Origin of the sequence: Ruegeria sp. HKCCA0370, assembly GCF_013033705.1 — a bacterium.
Taxonomy (GTDB): domain Bacteria; phylum Pseudomonadota; class Alphaproteobacteria; order Rhodobacterales; family Rhodobacteraceae; genus Ruegeria.
In genome coordinates this window covers 671,572-689,571 of record NZ_WQEP01000001.1, presented here as the reverse complement: position 1 = coordinate 689,571, position 18,000 = coordinate 671,572, and the positions used below count along the sequence as shown (strand labels likewise).

15 protein-coding genes are annotated in these 18,000 nt (G+C 59.3%); 10 read left to right on the top strand and 5 right to left on the bottom strand.

Features of this window, described 5'->3' with window-relative positions:
- Positions 1 to 103 precede the first annotated feature (103 nt).
- The gene (locus GOW31_RS03465) at positions 104 to 1,921 is read left to right on the top strand and encodes an extracellular solute-binding protein (protein ID WP_171167904.1); all 1,818 of its coding nucleotides are present in this window, start codon (positions 104 to 106) and stop codon (positions 1,919 to 1,921) included.
- Positions 1,922 to 1,947: 26 nt separating this feature from the next.
- Here the strand turns inward: GOW31_RS03465 and GOW31_RS03460 are convergent, their stop codons facing one another.
- Positions 1,948 to 2,355: a hypothetical protein gene (locus tag GOW31_RS03460; protein WP_171167902.1), complete on the bottom strand. Its 408-nt coding sequence runs from the start codon at positions 2,353 to 2,355 to the stop codon at positions 1,948 to 1,950.
- Positions 2,356 to 2,479: 124 nt separating this feature from the next.
- Between GOW31_RS03460 and GOW31_RS03455 the strand changes: the two genes are divergently transcribed.
- Complete coding sequence (locus GOW31_RS03455) at positions 2,480 to 2,719, top strand: hypothetical protein (protein WP_171167900.1); 240 nt, start codon at positions 2,480 to 2,482, stop codon at positions 2,717 to 2,719.
- Here GOW31_RS03455 and GOW31_RS03450 read toward each other — a convergent pair.
- Positions 2,708 to 3,331: a helix-turn-helix domain-containing protein gene (locus GOW31_RS03450; RefSeq protein ID WP_171167898.1), complete on the bottom strand. Its 624-nt coding sequence runs from the start codon at positions 3,329 to 3,331 to the stop codon at positions 2,708 to 2,710. The genes GOW31_RS03455 and GOW31_RS03450 overlap by 12 nt on opposite strands.
- A gap of 64 nt (positions 3,332 to 3,395) precedes the next feature.
- On the opposite strand from GOW31_RS03450, the gene GOW31_RS03445 reads away from it, so the two are divergent.
- The 4 genes from GOW31_RS03445 to GOW31_RS03430 all read left to right on the top strand — a co-directional run bounded on the left by GOW31_RS03445 (position 3,396) and on the right by GOW31_RS03430 (position 8,571).
- On the top strand, positions 3,396 to 4,913 hold the full coding sequence (locus GOW31_RS03445; RefSeq protein WP_171167896.1) for a class I adenylate-forming enzyme family protein: 1,518 nt from the start codon (positions 3,396 to 3,398) through the stop codon (positions 4,911 to 4,913).
- The gene (locus tag GOW31_RS03440; RefSeq protein ID WP_171167894.1) at positions 4,910 to 5,569 is read left to right on the top strand and encodes a DsbA family oxidoreductase; all 660 of its coding nucleotides are present in this window, start codon (positions 4,910 to 4,912) and stop codon (positions 5,567 to 5,569) included. Before GOW31_RS03445 ends, GOW31_RS03440 begins: the two co-directional genes overlap by 4 nt.
- A gap of 76 nt (positions 5,570 to 5,645) precedes the next feature.
- Positions 5,646 to 6,854 carry a multidrug effflux MFS transporter gene (locus GOW31_RS03435; RefSeq protein WP_171167891.1) on the top strand — a complete coding sequence of 403 codons (1,209 nt, stop codon included), beginning with the start codon at positions 5,646 to 5,648 and terminating at the stop codon, positions 6,852 to 6,854.
- 58 nt (positions 6,855 to 6,912) lie between these two features.
- Positions 6,913 to 8,571 (top strand): tetratricopeptide repeat protein, encoded by a 1,659-nt coding sequence (locus GOW31_RS03430; RefSeq protein ID WP_171167889.1) that lies wholly within the window; start codon positions 6,913 to 6,915, stop codon positions 8,569 to 8,571.
- 141 nt (positions 8,572 to 8,712) lie between these two features.
- Here the strand turns inward: GOW31_RS03430 and mfd are convergent, their stop codons facing one another.
- Both mfd and GOW31_RS03420 read right to left on the bottom strand, forming a co-directional pair.
- Entirely contained in the window at positions 8,713 to 12,171 is a 3,459-nt protein-coding gene (gene mfd / locus GOW31_RS03425; RefSeq protein ID WP_171167886.1) for a transcription-repair coupling factor, read from the bottom strand.
- Between the two features lie 21 nt (positions 12,172 to 12,192).
- A complete protein-coding gene (locus tag GOW31_RS03420; RefSeq protein ID WP_171167885.1) occupies positions 12,193 to 12,717 on the bottom strand; it encodes a component of SufBCD complex in 525 nt (174 codons plus the stop codon).
- Positions 12,718 to 12,837: 120 nt separating this feature from the next.
- Here GOW31_RS03420 and hemB point away from each other — a divergent pair, with 120 nt between their 5' ends.
- From hemB to GOW31_RS03400, 4 genes are all read left to right on the top strand, one after another.
- Positions 12,838 to 13,836 carry a porphobilinogen synthase gene (hemB, locus tag GOW31_RS03415; RefSeq protein ID WP_171167884.1) on the top strand — a complete coding sequence of 333 codons (999 nt, stop codon included), beginning with the start codon at positions 12,838 to 12,840 and terminating at the stop codon, positions 13,834 to 13,836.
- Positions 13,837 to 13,978: 142 nt separating this feature from the next.
- Positions 13,979 to 14,554, top strand: coding sequence for a YSC84-related protein (locus tag GOW31_RS03410; RefSeq protein WP_152458143.1), 576 nt, complete (start codon positions 13,979 to 13,981; stop codon positions 14,552 to 14,554).
- A gap of 168 nt (positions 14,555 to 14,722) precedes the next feature.
- Positions 14,723 to 17,185 carry a penicillin acylase family protein gene (locus GOW31_RS03405; protein ID WP_171167883.1) on the top strand — a complete coding sequence of 821 codons (2,463 nt, stop codon included), beginning with the start codon at positions 14,723 to 14,725 and terminating at the stop codon, positions 17,183 to 17,185.
- Positions 17,186 to 17,294: 109 nt separating this feature from the next.
- Positions 17,295 to 17,690: a nuclear transport factor 2 family protein gene (locus tag GOW31_RS03400; protein WP_171167882.1), complete on the top strand. Its 396-nt coding sequence runs from the start codon at positions 17,295 to 17,297 to the stop codon at positions 17,688 to 17,690.
- A 1-nt stretch (position 17,691) separates the two neighbouring features.
- Here the strand turns inward: GOW31_RS03400 and GOW31_RS03395 are convergent, their stop codons facing one another.
- Positions 17,692 to 17,997, bottom strand: a complete 306-nt coding sequence (locus GOW31_RS03395; RefSeq protein WP_171167881.1) for a putative quinol monooxygenase — start codon at positions 17,995 to 17,997, stop codon at positions 17,692 to 17,694.
- Between the last annotated feature and the right edge of the window lie 3 nt (positions 17,998 to 18,000).

Genomic DNA, 18,000 nt, shown 5'->3' with positions numbered 1-18,000 from the left:
AAGCAATTCTGCGCCTTGGTCCAAGCTAAAAGTTTGATAATAAGAAAAATCATCACTACGGTGAATACCAACAAAATAAGGCCAGAGCAGGATTGTTCCCAAAATGAGCCCGGATTTTCTCCGTCCGTTTCGATCACTTGTGGCGGGAATCGCCAGCATTTTCGTGATCTCTGTCGCCCATGCAGAATCGTCTCATGGCATAGCTATGTATGGGGACCCGGCCCTACCACCGGATTTTGTGTCACTCCCATACGCCAACCCGGATGCACCCAAAGGCGGCAAAGCCGTGTTCGGAAACACGGGCGGCTTTAACAGCCTGAACCCGTTTTTGCAAAAAGGCACCTCGCCATGGCAATTGCCTTTCTGGACCCATGAAAGCCTGATGGGACGGTCATGGGACGAACCTTTCACACTTTACGGGCTGTTAGCCGAATCAGTTGAGACCGATCCAGACCGGTCCTGGGTCGAATTCACCCTGCGGGAGGAGGCGCGGTTTTCCGACGGCAGTCCGGTCACGATCGATGATGTTATCTGGTCTTACGAAACGTTGGGCACGCAGGGGCATCTGCGCTATCGCGGTCTTTGGGGCAAGATCGACAGTATCGAACAAACCGGCCCGCGTTCGGTGCGGATCACGTTCAATGAACCCGACCGAGAGCTTGCGCTGCTGGCCGGGATGCGCCCGATCCTGAAAAAGGCGCAATGGGAGGGCAAGGATTTCGCTGACGCACAACTGCATGATGTGCCGATTGGAACCGGCCCCTATGTGATCGAAAGCTACGAAGCGGGGCGATTTGTGAATCTGCGACGCAATCCGGACTATTGGGGGAACGACATCCCGTTTCGCCGCGGCACCATGAACCTTGATGAGCTGCGGATCGAATTCTATGGCGACGGCAGCGTCTTGTTCGAAGCTTTCAAGGCCGGAGAACTGTCAGCCGTGCGTGAATTCAACGCCGACAAATGGGACACGCAATACAACTTTCCCGCCGTGCAGCGCGGCGATGTCATCAAGACCGAAATTCCGCATGGAAAACCTTCGGGAATGACCGGATTCGTGATGAACACACGAAAGGCTCCGTTCGACGACTGGCGCGTGCGCGAAGCACTGATGCTTGCGTTCAATTTCGAGTTCATCAACGACACGGTAACCGGTGGTGCGCAACCAAGGATCACGTCTTATTTCTCGGGCTCCGACCTTGCGATGCAGCCCGGCCCGGCCCAGGGGCAGGTAAAAGACCTGTTGCTTCCTTTCGCTGACATCCTGTTGCCCGGCACGCTGGAAGGGTATGAACTGCCGAAAGGCGACGGGTCGGCCCGGAACCGGGCAAACCTCCGCAAGGCCGCCGGACTATTGGCCGAGGCGGGATGGACCGTTCAGGATGGCGTGCTGCGCAATGCAAATGGTGATGCCTTTCAAATGACTTTCCTGCTGCAACAGGGTGACAGCGAGATGGCAACCGTGGTCGAGATCTATTCCCGCGCGCTGGAACGTCTCGGCATCCGGGTCACGACGGAACAGGTCGACAATGCCCAATATGTCGGGCGCACGTCTGAACTGGACTTTGACGTCACGACGTTCCGCCGGGCGCTTTCCCTGTCTCCCGGCAATGAGCAGCGTCTTTATTGGGGCAGCGAAACTGCCGATGCGCCCGGCACTCGCAACCTGATGGGCGTATCTTCGCCCGCGGTTGATGCCATGATCGATGCCATGCTGGCCTCAAAAACCCGCGAGGACTTTACCGCGGCCACCCGCGCGCTGGACCGGGTATTGACGGCAGGCCGCTATGTCATCCCGATCTGGAGCTTCGACATCGGGCGCATTGCTCATGTCAAAGAGCTGAAGCACCCGGAAACCCTGCCCATCTATGGCGACGGTCCGCAATACATGCCCGAAGTCTGGTGGTACGACGCCCGGTAAAAGGCGCAAACCCAAGACCAGCCGTTCTACATGTGAATTCGGCTGGTCTTTCCAATTGAAGTTTCCGAAAGACGGAAGCTTGAAGTTCCAGCTGTTTCATACAAATAGCGCTCAGGAAAATTCCACCAATCGGCAAATTTCAGCACATTGCCATCCCACACAAGATATCGTTTGGCCGCATTGGAAGCATCGTAATCAGCGACCAACATCGTCACATGCAAGCGATCCGGAAAGAAACACCCACAAACAGTTTTATTTATCTGGAAAATATGCATATATTTTGCGCATTTAGGCTTAATAACAGGCTGGCGATGACCCCGCCTCTCTGCCTGCCGGGACAATCTGGCGCTGCGGATTACAGAACAACCTGGCCCACCACCACTCACACCAAATGTAGGCCCGCCGGCCCGTTGCGGAAACTTCGCAGCGGGCATTTTTCCCCCTCAAGAAGGCGAGGTCCAGCGCTGCGACATTTTGTCATGTCTTACGTTACGGCACCCTATCCGTACTCTGAAGCGGGGGAGAGCAGTCCTAATCGTTGCTAAGGGAAGCTCATTGATGATGAACTGGACCGATCTTACGAACGACTGGAATGCGGCATGCGAACGCGCAAAGCGGCGTTTTCCGAACCTGCGTGACAAGGACATGATGCGCGTGTTGAAGGATCGAAAAGGGTTTGAAGCCTATTTGGCCGAACGTCACCAACTTACGATAAATGAGGCGCATGAAGAGGTCGAAGATTTCCTGTTCACCGAAGGGCTGAACCGGGAATTCAGCAGAACCGCTTTAGGCAAGTGATGTAACCCAAAGGATCGTCGCGTCTTCATCACTGACGGAAATCACGTTGTGGCCCATGCTGCCATCGTAATACGCGCTGTCCCCTCTGCGCATCTCAACCGGCTCGTAAAACTCGGTGTAAAGCTTGACGACACCGGTCAGCACATACATGAATTCTTCGCCGTCATGGCGCACCCAGCCGTCAAATTCATCCATTGATCTTGCGCGGACCCGCGCACGATAGGGCAGCATCTGTTTCTTGGTCAGGGTTTCGGCTAGCAGCTCATGCTCATAGGTTGTGGTGGCATGAGCCGTGCCGTCGCCCACACGGGTGATCGCCATGCGTCCGATCACCTGATCGCGCTGGGGCGGCGTAAACAGTTGCGGAACAGAAATCTCCAGCCCGGTCGCAAGCTTCTTGAGCGCGTCGTAAGTCGGCGACATCTGCCCGTTTTCAATCTTGCTGAGGGTCGAGCGTGCCAATCCGGCCTGACTGGCGGCCTGTTCCAATGTCCATTCCCGCGCTTTGCGCAGCTCTCGCACACGTGCGCCAAGGTCCAGCGGTTCGACTTCGGTATGGTCGCCAGAGTCGCGGGCAATTCGGATCAGAGATTTGGGGTCTTGAGTGCTCATGACCCTTCTATAGGCCCGGCCAGCCACGCTTGCAACGCGGCAGGCGGCGCGATAGCCAGAGGCCATGTTGTCAATCTTCGATCAGGGGTCGCCCGCACCCTGCCCCACGCCATTCAATCTGGCGGCCCATGTTCTGGGCCGTGCCCATCACGCGTCGGATAAAGTGGCTTTGTCGATATTGCGCCCGAACGGCGCGCAGGACTGGACCTATCGCGATCTGAAAGCGGCTGTGCTGGGCACAGGCACGGGATTGCTGCGGGCCGGGTTGAGACCCGGTGATATCGCGCTGATGCGGCTGGGAAACACGGTGGATTTCCCGATTGCGTATCTGGGGGCAATTGCCGTGGGCATCGTGCCGGTGCCGACATCGTCACAACTGACGGAACCCGAAACCGCCAGGATGATCGACGAGCTTTCTCCGGCGGTGATTCTGCGTGATCCGGGCGTTGCCTGCGCCTCGCATTCCAAGCAGATCGGGCTGGACGCGCTGAAAGCGATGCGATGCCTGCCCCCGGCAGAATTTGACATGGGCGATCCGGAACGTATGGCCTATGTCGTCTATACCTCTGGAACCTCGGGCAAGCCTCGTGCCGTGGCCCATGCCCACCGGGCAATCTGGGCGCGGCAGATGATGGTCGATGGCTGGTATGGTCTTCGCGAGACCGACCGGCTGTGCCACGCCGGAGCATTCAACTGGACCTATACGCTGGGCACCGGCCTGATGGATCCATGGACCATGGGCGCAACTGCCCTGATCCCCGCGCCCGGCACCGAAATCACGGCCCTGCCTGCCCTGCTGCGTCAGCATGGCGCAACGATCTTTGCAGCGGCCCCCGGGGTCTATCGCAAGATGGTGCAAGGGTGCGATCGAATGGAGCTGCCAGACCTGCGCCACGGCTTGTGCGCGGGTGAGAAACTGTCGCGCACGCTGCACGAACAATGGCGAAAGGCCACCGGCACCGAGTTGTTCGAAGCCTATGGCATGTCCGAATGCTCTACCTTCATTTCTTCCAGCCCGGATCACCCCGCGCGCAGCGACGCATTAGGACAACCGCAACCGGGGCGTCGTGTGGCGATCCTTGGTCCGGACGGTCCGGTGCCAAAGGGCCAAGAAGGCACTATCGCCATTCACCGCACTGACCCCGGTTTGATGCTGACCTATCTCAACGCACCCGATGAGGTTGAAACACGGATACAGGGAGAGTGGTTTTTGACCGGCGATCAGGGCGCCATGGCCGTGGATGGTCAGATCAGCTATCTGGGCCGCGACGACGATATGATGAACGCGGGTGGCTATCGCGTGTCCCCGGTCGAGGTCGAAGCCGCCCTGTCCCGCTTTCCGGGCATCACTCAGGTCGGCGCCGCCGCGGTCGAGGTCAAACCGGACACATTTGTGATAGCGGCCTTCTATACGGGCCCGGAAAAGCTGGACGATGCGGCCTTGCGCACCTATGTCGAAGCCAACCTGGCGCGTTACAAACAACCACGCGCCTTCATCCATCTGCCCGCCCTGCCGACCGGCGGAAATGGCAAACTCCTGCGCCGGGCGCTGCCGGCCTATTTCGAGGCACCAACAAAATGACCCAGACCGTCAAGCTCGACATCCTGTCCGATCCGATCTGCCCGTGGTGCTATATCGGCAAGACTCAACTGGACAAGGCGCTGGCCAACGTACCCGACCACCCCTTTGTCATTGAATGGCATCCGTTCCAGTTGAATCCTGACATGCCGGATGCAGGAATGGATCGGCGCGAATATCTCGAGCGCAAGTTCGGCGGCAAGGACGGCGCGGTTCGCGCCTATGCGCCGGTGGTGGAACATGCCGAAAAGGCCGGTCTGAACATCAACTTCGAGGCCATGAAACGTACCCCCAACACGCTGGATGCGCATCGCCTGATCCATTGGGCTGGCATCGAAGGCAAGCAGAATGCCGTCGTCGACGCGCTGTTCGACGCCTATTTCGTGCAGGGTCGCGACATCGGCGACCACGAAGTCTTGGCCGATATCGCGGACAGCGCCGGAATGGACGCCGCCGTGGTCATGAAGCTGCTGAAATCAGACGCCGACCGCGAGGATATCCGCAGCCGCGATGCTCATTCCCGCAAAATGGGTGTGAGCTCGGTCCCAACCTTCATTGTCGCCAATCAACACGCAGTTCCCGGTGCCCAACCTCCTGAAATGTGGGAGAAAGTGATCACTGAAATCATGTCTCAACTTGAGGCTTCCCCTGCAGAATAGCACAGAGGTCTGTGCAAATTTCCAGTCTGGCCTATGCCGACCCGCCGTGATAGCGCGAACGGGTTAGGAGGTCTTCATGGCCAATCGCATGTCGAAGGCGGAATTCATTGCACTGATTGCAATGATGTTCGCCACCATAGCCTTTTCGATCGATTCAATGCTGCCTGCGCTGCCCGAGATCGGCGCGCAGCTCAGCCCCGATGACGTTAACCGTGCCCAACTGATCCTGACGTCATTTGTGTTGGGCATGGGGATCGGCACGTTTTTCACAGGCCCGCTTTCGGATGCGCTGGGACGCAAGCCGGTCATTTACGGCGGCGCGGCTTTGTACATTGCGGCGTCTGCTGTCGCATGGGCCAGTTCTTCACTGGAACTGGTCTTGATTGCACGTGTGGTTCAGGGCCTGGGCGCCGCAGGTCCGCGCGTGGTGGCCATGGCGATCATTCGCGACTTGTATTCAGGCCGCGAAATGGCGCGTATCATCTCAATCGCGATGATGATTTTCACACTGGTACCCGCAGCGGCACCGATGCTGGGCGCCGGTGTGATCGCTTTGTTCGGATGGCGCGGGATCTTTGTGTCTTTCATTCTGTTTGCGTTGATCATCATTTCCTGGATGGGCGTTCGGTTGCCGGAATCTCTGGCCCGTGAAAACCGTCGTCCCTTCCGCATTCCGTTGATGTTCTCGGCCACGAAGGAAATGTTCTCGCATCCGACCGTGCGCCTTTCGATCATGGTTCAGACCCTGTGCATGGGGGTGCTGTTCACCATGCTGACAATGGTTCAGCCCGTTTATGACGTTATCCATGACCGCGCCGAAAGCTTTCCGTTCTGGTTCGGGTTCGTGGCGCTGATGTCCGGGTCGGCCAGTTTGCTGAACGCGGCATTAGTGGTGCGTGTGGGCATGCGCCGGATGGTGACATGGGCGCTGGGGGGGCAAATCCTGATTACCACCTTTGTCATGACCCTGAACGCCGCGCATCTTTCACCAGACGCCTCATTCGCGCTGTTCGTGTTCTGGCAAACCATGGTGTTTTTCATGGCCGGCGTGACGCTGGGCAACCTGAACGCCATCGCGATGGAGCCAATGGGGCATATTGCCGGAATGGCAGCCTCGGTCATCGGATCGATATCGACGGTGCTGGCCGCTGCCATCGCCGCCCCGATCGGGTTGTTGTTCGACGGTTCGATCGCGCCTTTGACCTTCGGCATCCTGAGCATGTGCATTCTGGCCTTCGGGCTTATGCTGCACATGGGCCGCGTTGAAGAACGTCTGCCAGCCTGATCTGTGCGACTCGTCAGAAACACGCTACCCTCGACCTGAACCAAGCGGAGGGCTTCTGATGCGCGAATACTATGATCTGGGCAGCTATTCATGTCCGGTAACGACCTCCGTTCCCGAGGCTCAGCTGTGGTTCGACCGCGGCCTGAACTGGACCTATGGGTACAATCACGAAGAAGCCGTGGTTTGTTTCCAGCGCGCAGCCGAACATGACCCCAAATGCGCCATGGCATATTGGGGCGTCGCCTACGCGGCGGGACCGAATTACAACCTGCCATGGGACTTGCAGGACGAGCGGGGACGCCGCAAGGCGCTGGCGCTGGCTTATGATGCCATGCAAAACGCCCTTCGATTGGCAGACGGCTGTACCCCCGTCGAGCAAGCTCTGATCCGAGCCCTCCCTGCGCGCTATCCGCAACGAGAGCCGGCAGAGGACATGCACCGGTGGGACCACGATTTTGCCGAAGCGATGCGCGCGGCCTTCGCCGCGCACCGCGATCATGCGGACCTGCGCACGATCTACGTCGAGGCGCTTTTGAACCTGACGCCCTGGAAAATGTGGGACCTGCAAACAGGTCAACCGGCAGAAGGCGCTGCAACGCTTGAAGCACAAGAGGCGTTGGAATGGGCCATGGCCAACGATCCGGCCGCCATGTCACATCCCGGCCTGCTGCACCTTTATGTTCACCTGATGGAGATGTCGCCCACGCCGGAAAAAGCTCTGAAAGCCGGTGATGTCCTGCGCACATTGGTACCTGATGCGGGGCACCTTGTGCATATGCCGACACATATTGATGTGCTGTGCGGCCATTATCACAATGTGGTGCATTGGAACGAAAAAGCCTCGGATGCGGATCTGAAGTATTACGAACGCGAAGGCGCGTTCAATATCTACACCGGATACCGCCAACACAATTATCACTTCGCCATCTATGGCGCGCTGTTTCTGGGGCAAATCGAACCTGCCCTGCGCGCCAATCAGGGTTTGTGGGATACAACGCCAGAGGAGATGCTGCGCATCGAAAGCCCCCCAATGGCGGATTACTTCGAAAGCTACATGTCCATGGGACCGCACATCCTGATCCGCTTTGGCCGCTGGGAAGAGGCCAAGGCACTGGAGCTGCCCTCCGATCCGGATCTCTACCGCACTCTGACGGCCACGACCCATTACGCCCGCGCCATCGCACATGCCGCAACCGGTGACGTTGTCCATGCCGAAGCCGAAGAGAATCTGTTTCTCGCAGCCAGGGAATGCGTTCCGGAAACACGCAGGTTGCACAACAATCGTGTGATCGACCTGCTGGAAATCGCGGGGGAGATGCTGCGCGGTGAGATCGAGTACCGAAAGGGCAATTTCGAGATCGCCTTTGCCCATCTGCGCCGCTCGGTCCAATTGGACGACACCTTGCCCTATGACGAGCCCTGGGGCTGGATGCAGCCCACCCGCCACGCGCTTGGCGCATTGCTGTTCGAACAAGGTCATGCGGCAGAAGCAGAGGCCGTCTATCGCGAAGATCTTGGCCTAGGCGGCTCGCTCAGCCGCGCTTCGATCCATCTCGACAACGTCTGGAGCCTGAAGGGGCTGTACGATTGTCTCAAAGCCCGCGGGGAAGATGTTGAAATCCGACAGATCAAACAACGCCTCGACTTGGCTTTGGCCCGCGCTGATCGGGCGGTTGCAGCGTCTTGCTTCTGCGCGCAGGCTGCAATGCGTGTGTAGGCAGGATCGCGCTGCCGCGCGATGCCTCCGGCGGGGATATTTTCAGCCAGATGAAGCTGGGATCCGTGACTTCATCTGGCCGTAAATATCCCGGGGGAGATGCGCGGAACGCGCAGCGGGGGCAGAGCCCCATCCTGCCTATCAACCAGCCTTGGTCTTCTTCTTTTCCGCGACCACTTTTTCAGCAAGGTCGCGGGCAATCGCAAAGGCCCCTTTGATCTTGTCGCTGTCTTTCTTCCAATCCCGGCGTACGACGATCTTGTTATCCTTGACCTTGGCCATGCCGCGCTGGTTCTGAATGAATTCGACCAATCCCTGAGGGGATGCGAACTTGTCATTGTGGAACTGGATCGTCGCGCCTTTCGGGCCTCCGTCCAGCTTGGCGATGCCCGCCCGTTTGCACATGGCCTTGATGCGCACGACCAGCATCAGGGTATTCACCTCTTTCGGCAATTTGCCGAAACGATCGATCAACTCTGCGGCAAAACCTTCCAACTCAACCTTGGTAGACAGCGACGACAGGCGGCGGTAGAGGCCGAGACGAACATCCAGATCGGGCACGTAATCATCGGGAATCAGAACCGGGACGCCCAGATTGATCTGTGGGGCCCATTGGTCGTCGGCATCTGACAGGCCCTCCATCTCGCCGGCCTTGATCTTGGCAATCGCTTCTTCCAGCATGGATTGATAAAGCTCGTAGCCCACATCGCGCATCTGGCCAGACTGCTCTTCGCCCAGCAGATTGCCAGCGCCCCGAATGTCGAGGTCCTGGCTGGCCAGAGTGAACCCGGCGCCCAGCGTATCCAGCGAGCCCAGAACCCGCAGGCGTTTCTCGGCCGTAGCCGTCAGTTTCTGCCGTGGCTTGGTGGTCAGATAGGCATAGGCACGGGTTTTGGATCGCCCCACCCGGCCCCGGATCTGGTAGAGCTGCGCAAGACCGAACATATCGGCGCGGTGCACGACCATCGTGTTCGCCGTTGGAATGTCCAAACCGCTTTCCACAATTGTCGTCGCCAGCAGCACATCATACTTACCGTCATAAAACGCGTTCATTCGGTCATCGAGTTCACCCGCCGCCATCTGGCCATGTGCAACCACATAGGTCAGTTCCGGCAGCTGGCTTTTCAGGAACTCCTCGATCTCGGGCAGGTCCGAGATGCGCGGAACCACGTAGAAACTTTGCCCGCCGCGATAGTGTTCGCGCAGCAGCGCCTCGCGGATCGTGACCGCGTCGAATTCGCTGACATAGGTTCTGATCGCCAAGCGGTCGATGGGCGGTGTGCCGATGATCGACAGATCGCGCACCCCGGTCAGCGACAATTGCAAGGTTCGCGGAATCGGGGTTGCGGTCAGAGTGAGAACATGGATGTCACTGCGCAGTTGCTTCAGCCGTTCCTTGTGTCCCACGCCGAAATGTTGTTCTTCGTCGATGACCAGTAGACCCAGATTGTGAAACCGTATGTTCTTGGCCAACAGCGCATGGGTCCCGATCACGATATCGACCGTGCCCTTGGCCAGCCCCTCACGTGTCTGCTGCGCCTCTTTGGCCGAGACGAAGCGCGACAATTGCCGCACTTCCAGAGGGAAGCCGCGAAACCGTTCCCTGAAGCTTGCCGCATGCTGTCGGGCAAGCAGTGTTGTCGGTGCCACGACCGCAACCTGCACGCCGGACATGGCGGCGACAAAGGCGGCGCGCATCGCCACCTCGGTCTTGCCAAAACCGACGTCGCCGCAGATCAGGCGATCCATGGGGGCACCAGAATGCATGTCTTCCATCACATCCGAGATGGCGCGCAACTGGTCATCGGTTTCCTGATAGGGGAAACGCGCGCTGAACTCCTCCCACGCGTGCGGCGGAGGGTCCATAACGGGGGCTTTACGCAAAGCACGTTCCGCCGCGATGCGGATCAGCTTGTCCGCCATCTCGCGAATGCGCTCTTTCAGCTTGGCCTTCTTGGCCTGCCAGGCGCCACCGCCGAGTCGATCCAAGAGCCCTTCGTCATGGCCGTATTTCGACAGCAGTTCGATGTTTTCGACCGGTAGGTACAACTTTGCCTGCTCGGCATATTCCAGCAGCAGGCATTCATGGGCGGCACCGGCGGCCGTGACGACCTCCATCCCCATGTATCGACCAATACCGTGATCCACATGCACCACCAGATCACCGGGGCTCAGGGATTGGGTCTCGGTCAGGAAATTCTCGGCCTTGCGGCGTTTTTTGGGTTGGCGGATCAGCCTGTCGCCCAAAACGTCCTGTTCGGCGATCACCGTCAGGTCTGGCGTCTCAAAACCGTGTTCCAGCGCCCAGACGGCAAGGTGCAGGCCGCGCTTTCCGATGCGCGTTCCATTGGCAATGGGAATCGCCTCGGCCAGACCTTCATCCTCGATCAGACCGGTCAGACGTTCGCGCGCACCTTCTGAATAGGACGCGATCAGCACCGGACCTTTGTCAAGCTTGGCGGTGATGTGGCTGGCCAGAGCACCGAACAGGCTGATGCTTTCCTGCTGACGTTCCGGAGCAAAGTTGCGCCCGATCCGCCCGCCCGCATCGATGACACCCGGGCCAGAGGCCTGCGGCAAAGGGCTGAACTGCATGACACGCCGCCCCGCAACAGCCGCCTCCCACGCGGCATCATCCAGATACAGCAACCCCGGAGGTGTGGGTTTATAGACCGTATCCATGCGGGATCGGTTTTCCAGCGCCAGACGCCGGGTTTCGTATTGATCGGCAATCGTCTCCCATCGGGCCAATCTGGCCGGTGTAACCTGATCATCGACGGTGATCGTGGCATCCGGCAGATAATCAAACAGTGTTTCAAGCTTCTCGTGGAAGAAGGGCAGCCAGTGTTCGATACCCTGATGCTTGCGACCGGCGCTTACCGCTTCGTACAGCGGATCATCCGTGCCCGCGGCGCCGAATTCGATCCGATAGTTCTGGCGGAACCGCGTGATGGCCGCATCATCCAGAATGACCTCGGACACCGGCGCAAGTTCAACCACGTCCAGCTTTTCGGTCGTGCGCTGAGACACGGGATCAAAACGGCGCGCGCCGTCCAGTACGTCTCCGAACAGGTCCAGACGGACGGGGCCCGATTCACCCGGCGGGAAGATATCGATGATACCGCCGCGAATGGCGTAATCGCCCGGCTCCATCACGGTGGGGCTTTGCGTGAAGCCCATGCGCACCAGGAAGTTGCGTAGCGCGGCCTCATCTATGCGCTGATCGACACGGGCGGTGAACGCCGCTTCGCGCAGCACGTCTCGAGCCGGGACGCGTTGGGTTGCCGCATTCAATGTCGTCAACAACACGAACTTCTGCGGCATCTGGTGAACCAGCGCCGCCAGCGTGGCAACACGGGCCGCTGAAATGTCGGCATTGGGGGACACCCTGTCATAGGGCAGACAATCCCAGCCCGGAAACACGAAGACCGGCATGTCAGGGGCAAAGAAGGCCAGCGCCGCGCGCATCGCCTCCATCCGCTTGTCGTCACGTGCGACATGGGCCACCGGCCCGTTGCTGCGGGCGATTTCGTTCAGCACAAGCTGCGCGTCAAACCCTTCGGGGGCGCCGCCAACTGTCACGTGGTTCGGAGCCTTCATCGCCTCGCCTTTCAGATTTTGCTATCCCAGAACGCCAATCGAGATGTTCTGATACATGCCCCAGAACGAAGTGACCAGTATCGAGATCATGCCTATGATCTGGGTATAGAGCCGGCAGCGCGCAATGGTTTTCGAAACGGACTCGAGCGTCAGTTCCTGCCGCCGCAATCGTCGCGCGTGCACGATGTTCACCACCAGAACAAGCGTCAGTGGAAACAGAAGAAGGAACACGGCCTGCGCGAATTCGACGCCGTAATAGAACCCAAGCGTGGCCAGCCCGGTGAACAGAAAACACCCTAATGCCAACAGGATGGTGCCTGACATGTCGACGATCAACAAGATCCGGTTGGTGTGTATGCGAACGATGTCCAGAAGGTCGATCTCGACCTGCCCGCCAATGCGTCGGGCACGCACCACCAGATCGTAGGGAATGCCCATTACCCAGTGACTCGCCGAAGACCAGACAACCGCCAGCACGATCCAGAACCAGAGATTCGAAAAGCTGCGCATGTCGATGACTTCAAAGATCGAAGAGTACCAGTCCAAACCCAACCCTTTATTCAAACCACTCAGGGAGGATTGGCCACGCTGCCGCGTCCATTGATACCCTTGAGACCTTTGTGAATTCATGCCACCCAATGCACGAATGTTCAAGGAGAACGCGCCATGAAACCGACCATTGCCCCCTATCCCATGACCCGCTTTCGGCGTGCCCGTCAATCCCGGGCAATCCGCGGACTTGTGCGCGAGAACACCTTGACCACGGACGACCTGATCTGGCCCGTTTTCGTCCGCGACGGCGAAGGGGTTGAAGAACCCGTTCCCTCGATGCCGGGCGTGGTTCGCCGGTCGGTGGATCTGATTGCAAAAGCGGCCGTCGAAGCGCAAGCGCTTGGAATCCCGGCGATATGCATCTTCCCCTACACGGATTCCGCGCTCAAGACCGAGGATTGCGCCGAGGCCTGGAACCCCGACAACCTGTCGAACCGGGCCATCCGGGCGATCAAGGCGGCAGCCCCCGACATTGCGGTGATGACGGACGTGGCGCTGGATCCGTACAATATCAATGGTCATGACGGTTATGTCGTCGACGGTGAGATCGTGAATGATCAGACCATCGAAGCGTTGGTCAAGATGACCCTTGCCCAGGCCGATGCCGGTGCCGACATCATCGGACCGTCTGACATGATGGACGGCCGGATCGGGGAAATGCGCCGCGCATTGGAAGGTGCCGGGCATCGCAACGTGATGATCCTCAGCTATGCCGCGAAATACGCCAGCGCTTTTTATGGGCCCTTCCGCGACGCCGTGGGTGCCTCGGGCGCGCTGACCGGTGACAAGAAAACCTATCAGATGGACCCGGCCAACTCGAACGAAGCCCTGCGCCTGATCGAACGCGATCTGACCGAAGGCGCGGACATGGTGATGATCAAACCCGGAATGCCCTATCTGGATATCTGCCGTCGTGTGAAAGACAGCTTTGGTGCGCCCACCTATGCCTATCAGGTTTCGGGAGAATACGCGATGATCCAGGCGGCCGCCCAGAATGGCTGGATCGACGGAGAAAAGGCGATGCTGGAAAGCCTGCTGGCCTTCAAGCGCGCCGGGTGCGACGGTATTCTGACCTATTTTTCGCCTCAGGTTGCCCGCATCCTGCAAGGCTAAAACCCCGAAGAGTCGCAATTTTTCGCCGACAAGCCCCCTTGAGCGGGCAGCTTTCCCGTGACACATCGCCCTAATCGGCGTATCGTTGCCGGCAAGATCGGGATGACCCGACACATCAGGCACAGTTACAGAGAAAAAAACCATGAGCAGTTCCAACTCCCCCCGACTGAACCGTCGCGGCTTTGCCTTGGGCATGGCAGGCCTGTCCCTGACCGCCGCCTGCGGCAACGGCGTCGGCAATTCAAACTCGGCCATGATCGACGCCCGCGTCGATGCCACGCTGACCGAAATGTACAGCCGGTATCCCAACACCGTGGAAATCGCGAACAAAGCCAACGGCATGTTGGTTATGCCCCTGATCACCGACGCCGGATTGATCTTCTTTGGCGGCGCCTACGGCCAAGGCGCGCTGCGCATCAACGGCGCAACGGTCGATTACTATTCTGCAATTTCCGGAACCGCAGGTCTGCAAATCGGTGCGCAGCAATATGCGCATATCCTGTTCTTCATGACCGAGGATGCGCTGAACGATTTCCGCCGTTCCAGCGGATGGACAGCCGGTGCCGATATTGGATATGTGGTTGACGCAACAGGGAATTCCTTGTCCACGGACACGACAACACTGCGTTCGCCGGTGCTGGCGGTGGTCTTTGGCCAGGCCGGTCTTAAATTCGGCGCGACCGTCGAAGGTACGAAATACACCCGCATCATCCCATAACCCGGATTACCACTTCCCCCACACACGGCCCCGTCGCAGCGAAACACTGCGGCGGGTCATTTGATTTCACCCCTTCCCGCGCAGGTTCTTGCCGCGTTCCTCTTTCGGTCGGACCGACCATCCTCTAGTCTCTGCGCAACATTCATCTGAACAAGAATAGGGGCAGTAATGGGTCTTGTTTTCCGCTGGCTGGTGCGCATCGCGTCGGGTCTGATCATCCTGATCCTCGCCGCCATGGGCCTTGTCTATTTTCTGGCCAGCCAATCCCTGCCGGACTATGACCAAACGCTTGAGGTCGACGGTCTGACCGCCCCGGTCGAGATTGTGCGCGACACCGCCAACGTGCCGCATATACTGGGCCAGACTGATCCCGATGTGTTCTTTGGTTTGGGATATGCCCATGCACAGGATCGACTTTGGCAGATGACTGTCATGCGCCGTACCGCGCAAGGCCGACTGTCCGAGGTGTTTGGCCCGCGCACGCTTCACATCGACAAGCTGCTGCGCAGGTTGGACCTTTACGGGCTGGCCCACCGCTCGGTCGAGGTGCAGGACGATTATACCAAGGCCGCCCTGCGCGCCTATTCCGCCGGGGTCAATGCCCGCCTGACCGAGATCAACGAAGAGGCGCTGGGTCGCGGCGCGCCCGAGATGTTCCTGTTCAACGCTCCGGTCTCGCCCTGGCAGCCGGGTGACAGTATCGCGATGATCAAGCTGATGGCACTGCAATTGTCGGGCCACCTGACCGATGAAGTTCTGCGTGCGCGTACGTCCCTGATGCTGAACAACCCCGAACGTCTGGCCGATATCCTGCCCGACGTTCCCGGACCCGGCATCGCGGCGTTGCCGGAATATGCCGCCCTGTTCCCAAATCTTCCGCGGTATGCGGCGGGAACGGACGTTCCCGACACACCTCTTTCGCCCCTTCCCAAACGTGGTCTGGCCGGAGCTTCAAACGCCTGGACCGCCGCGCCGTCACGTTCTGCAAGTGGCGGGACTTTGTTGGCCAACGACCCTCATTTGGGTTTCACTGCGCCCGGGATTTGGTACCTGGCACATCTCGGCCTAGAAAAAGGCGGTGTCATTGGGGCTTCGATCCCTGGTGTGCCCGCCATCATGACCGGACGCAGCGACCGGCTGGGATGGGGGCTTACATCCTCGTATCTTGACGATCAGGACGTTCATATCGAGCAGTTGAATCCTGACAATCCCGAGGAATACCTGACCCCGACCGGCTTCAAGGAATTCCAGACCCGCCCTTCGATCATCGAGATCAAGGGGGAAGCTCCGGTAACGCTGACCCTGCGCTGGACGGACAATGGGCCGGTGCTGCCGGGCACGGATTACAAGCTGGAAACCATCACGCCGCCGGGCCATGTGGCATCGCTGTCCTGGACGGCGCTCAGCCCGCAGGACACGTCGATGTCGGCGTCCATGGCGCTGATGAACGCCGACAACGTGGAGCAGGCCATCGCGGTCGGTGAGCAGTTCATCGCGCCTTCTCAGAACCTGTCGCTGGTCGACAAGACGACCATCGGGATGAAGCTGATCGGCGCCATGCCTCGGCGTGATCTGCTAAATCAAAGTAGGGGGCGCATCCCCTCGCCCGGCTGGATCGAGGCCAATCGCTGGCAAGGCCGCCTGCCCTATGCCGACAACCCGGAATTTGTGGCCCCCGTCGGCGGCGTTCTGGGCAACACGAACAACAAGATCATCGACCGCCCCTTCCCGGATCACGTCTCGTATGAATGGGGCGATACGCAGCGCGTGCATCGTTGGGAGCGCCTGATGCAATCGCGCGAGGTGCATACCCGCGACAGCTTTATCGAGGCACAGCTGGACACGGTCAGCTTTACCGCGCGGTCCCTGCTGCCGCTGATCGGTGCCGATCTGTGGTTCACCGGGGCTTCGGCCCCGGAAGGAACGCCGGAACGCCAGCGCCAGATCGCACTGTCGCTGCTGGCGGACTGGAACGGTGAGATGAACGAACACCTGCCCGAGCCGTTGATCTATGCGGCCTGGCTGCGTGCGCTGCAAATCCGGCTGATCTCGGACGAGCTTGGGCCTCTGGCCAGCGAATACAAACATGTCGAACCGCTGTTCATCGAACGGGTCTATCGCGACATTGACGGCGCGGGTGTCTGGTGCGACGTGATCCAAAGCGCACCGGTCGAGACATGCACCGAGATGGCGCGGCTTGCGCTGGACGACGCGCTGATCTGGATCTCTGAACGATATGGCAGCGCACTTGAATCCCTGCGTTGGGGCGACGCGCATCAGGCAACTCATGATCACCCCGTGCTGGGCTCTGTCCCGATATTGCGGTTTTTTGTGAACATTCGCCAATCGACCAGCGGCGGCGACAACACATTGCTGCGTGGCCGAACATCGGGGGAAGGGCCTGATCCGTTCCAGAATGTGCACGGCGCCGGGTATCGCGGGGTGTATGACTTTGCCGACCCCAACAGCTCGGTCTTCATTACAGCGACCGGGCAATCGGGTCATTTCCTGTCGCGTTACTATGACGATCAGGCGCAGCTGTGGCGGCGTGGCGAATACATACCCATGTCACTGGATCTTGACCTGGCCCGCGCTGCGGCTGTCGGGGTAACCAATCTGATCCCGCGATAATCCGCCTATTCGGCAAGTCCCCGCCCTGTTCGCGGGGGCATCGTGGCACCCACAGCTTTATTCGCCTAACATAACGGCACCGATCATGTGGGACCAAAAGGGGGCGAGTATGGCCAGCATTCGGGATACTCTGAATAACCTCGCGCGAGACTACGCAATAGCCTGGAGCTCAGGTGACCCCGACGCGGTTGCCGGCTTCTTCGCGTCAAACGGGCAGGTCACCATCAACCGGGGCGACCTGATCGAGGGGCGCGCGGCGATCGCCGACATGGCCCGGAGGTTTTTCGCGGATTTTCCGGATCTCGAGCTGCGTTGCGACATGATGCGATGGGCCGGATCTCATGCCATATTCGTCTGGACCCGCGAAGGGCACCATTCCGTAACCGGCAATCACGTCATAGCGCGCGGCTGGGAAGAATGGGAACTGACGTCAGATTATCTTGTACAGTCTTCGTTGGGCTGGTTCGACGCGGACGACCATCAACGGCAGATAGACGGGGCCTGACTCACCGTCCGCTGGATGCGCGTTCTATCCTGTAGTCCCGCGGTATCCCCTGAGTGACCCGCGACCAGTCAAACGCCCGTGTCCGGGCCTGATGTGCATCGAAAGCCTGCTGATCTGTAAACACTTCTGACACGTTGAACCGACCTGGACGGGTCTGATCCTCGATCACGTCGAAGGATATGCAGCCCTGTTCCGCCCGGGTCAGTTTCACATGGTCCGGCAACGCTGCGCGCACCTCTTCCAGCCGGTCCACGGGCACATCGATATGGCCGGTCAGGAACACTCTTTGGTCCGGCTTGTCAGACATGGA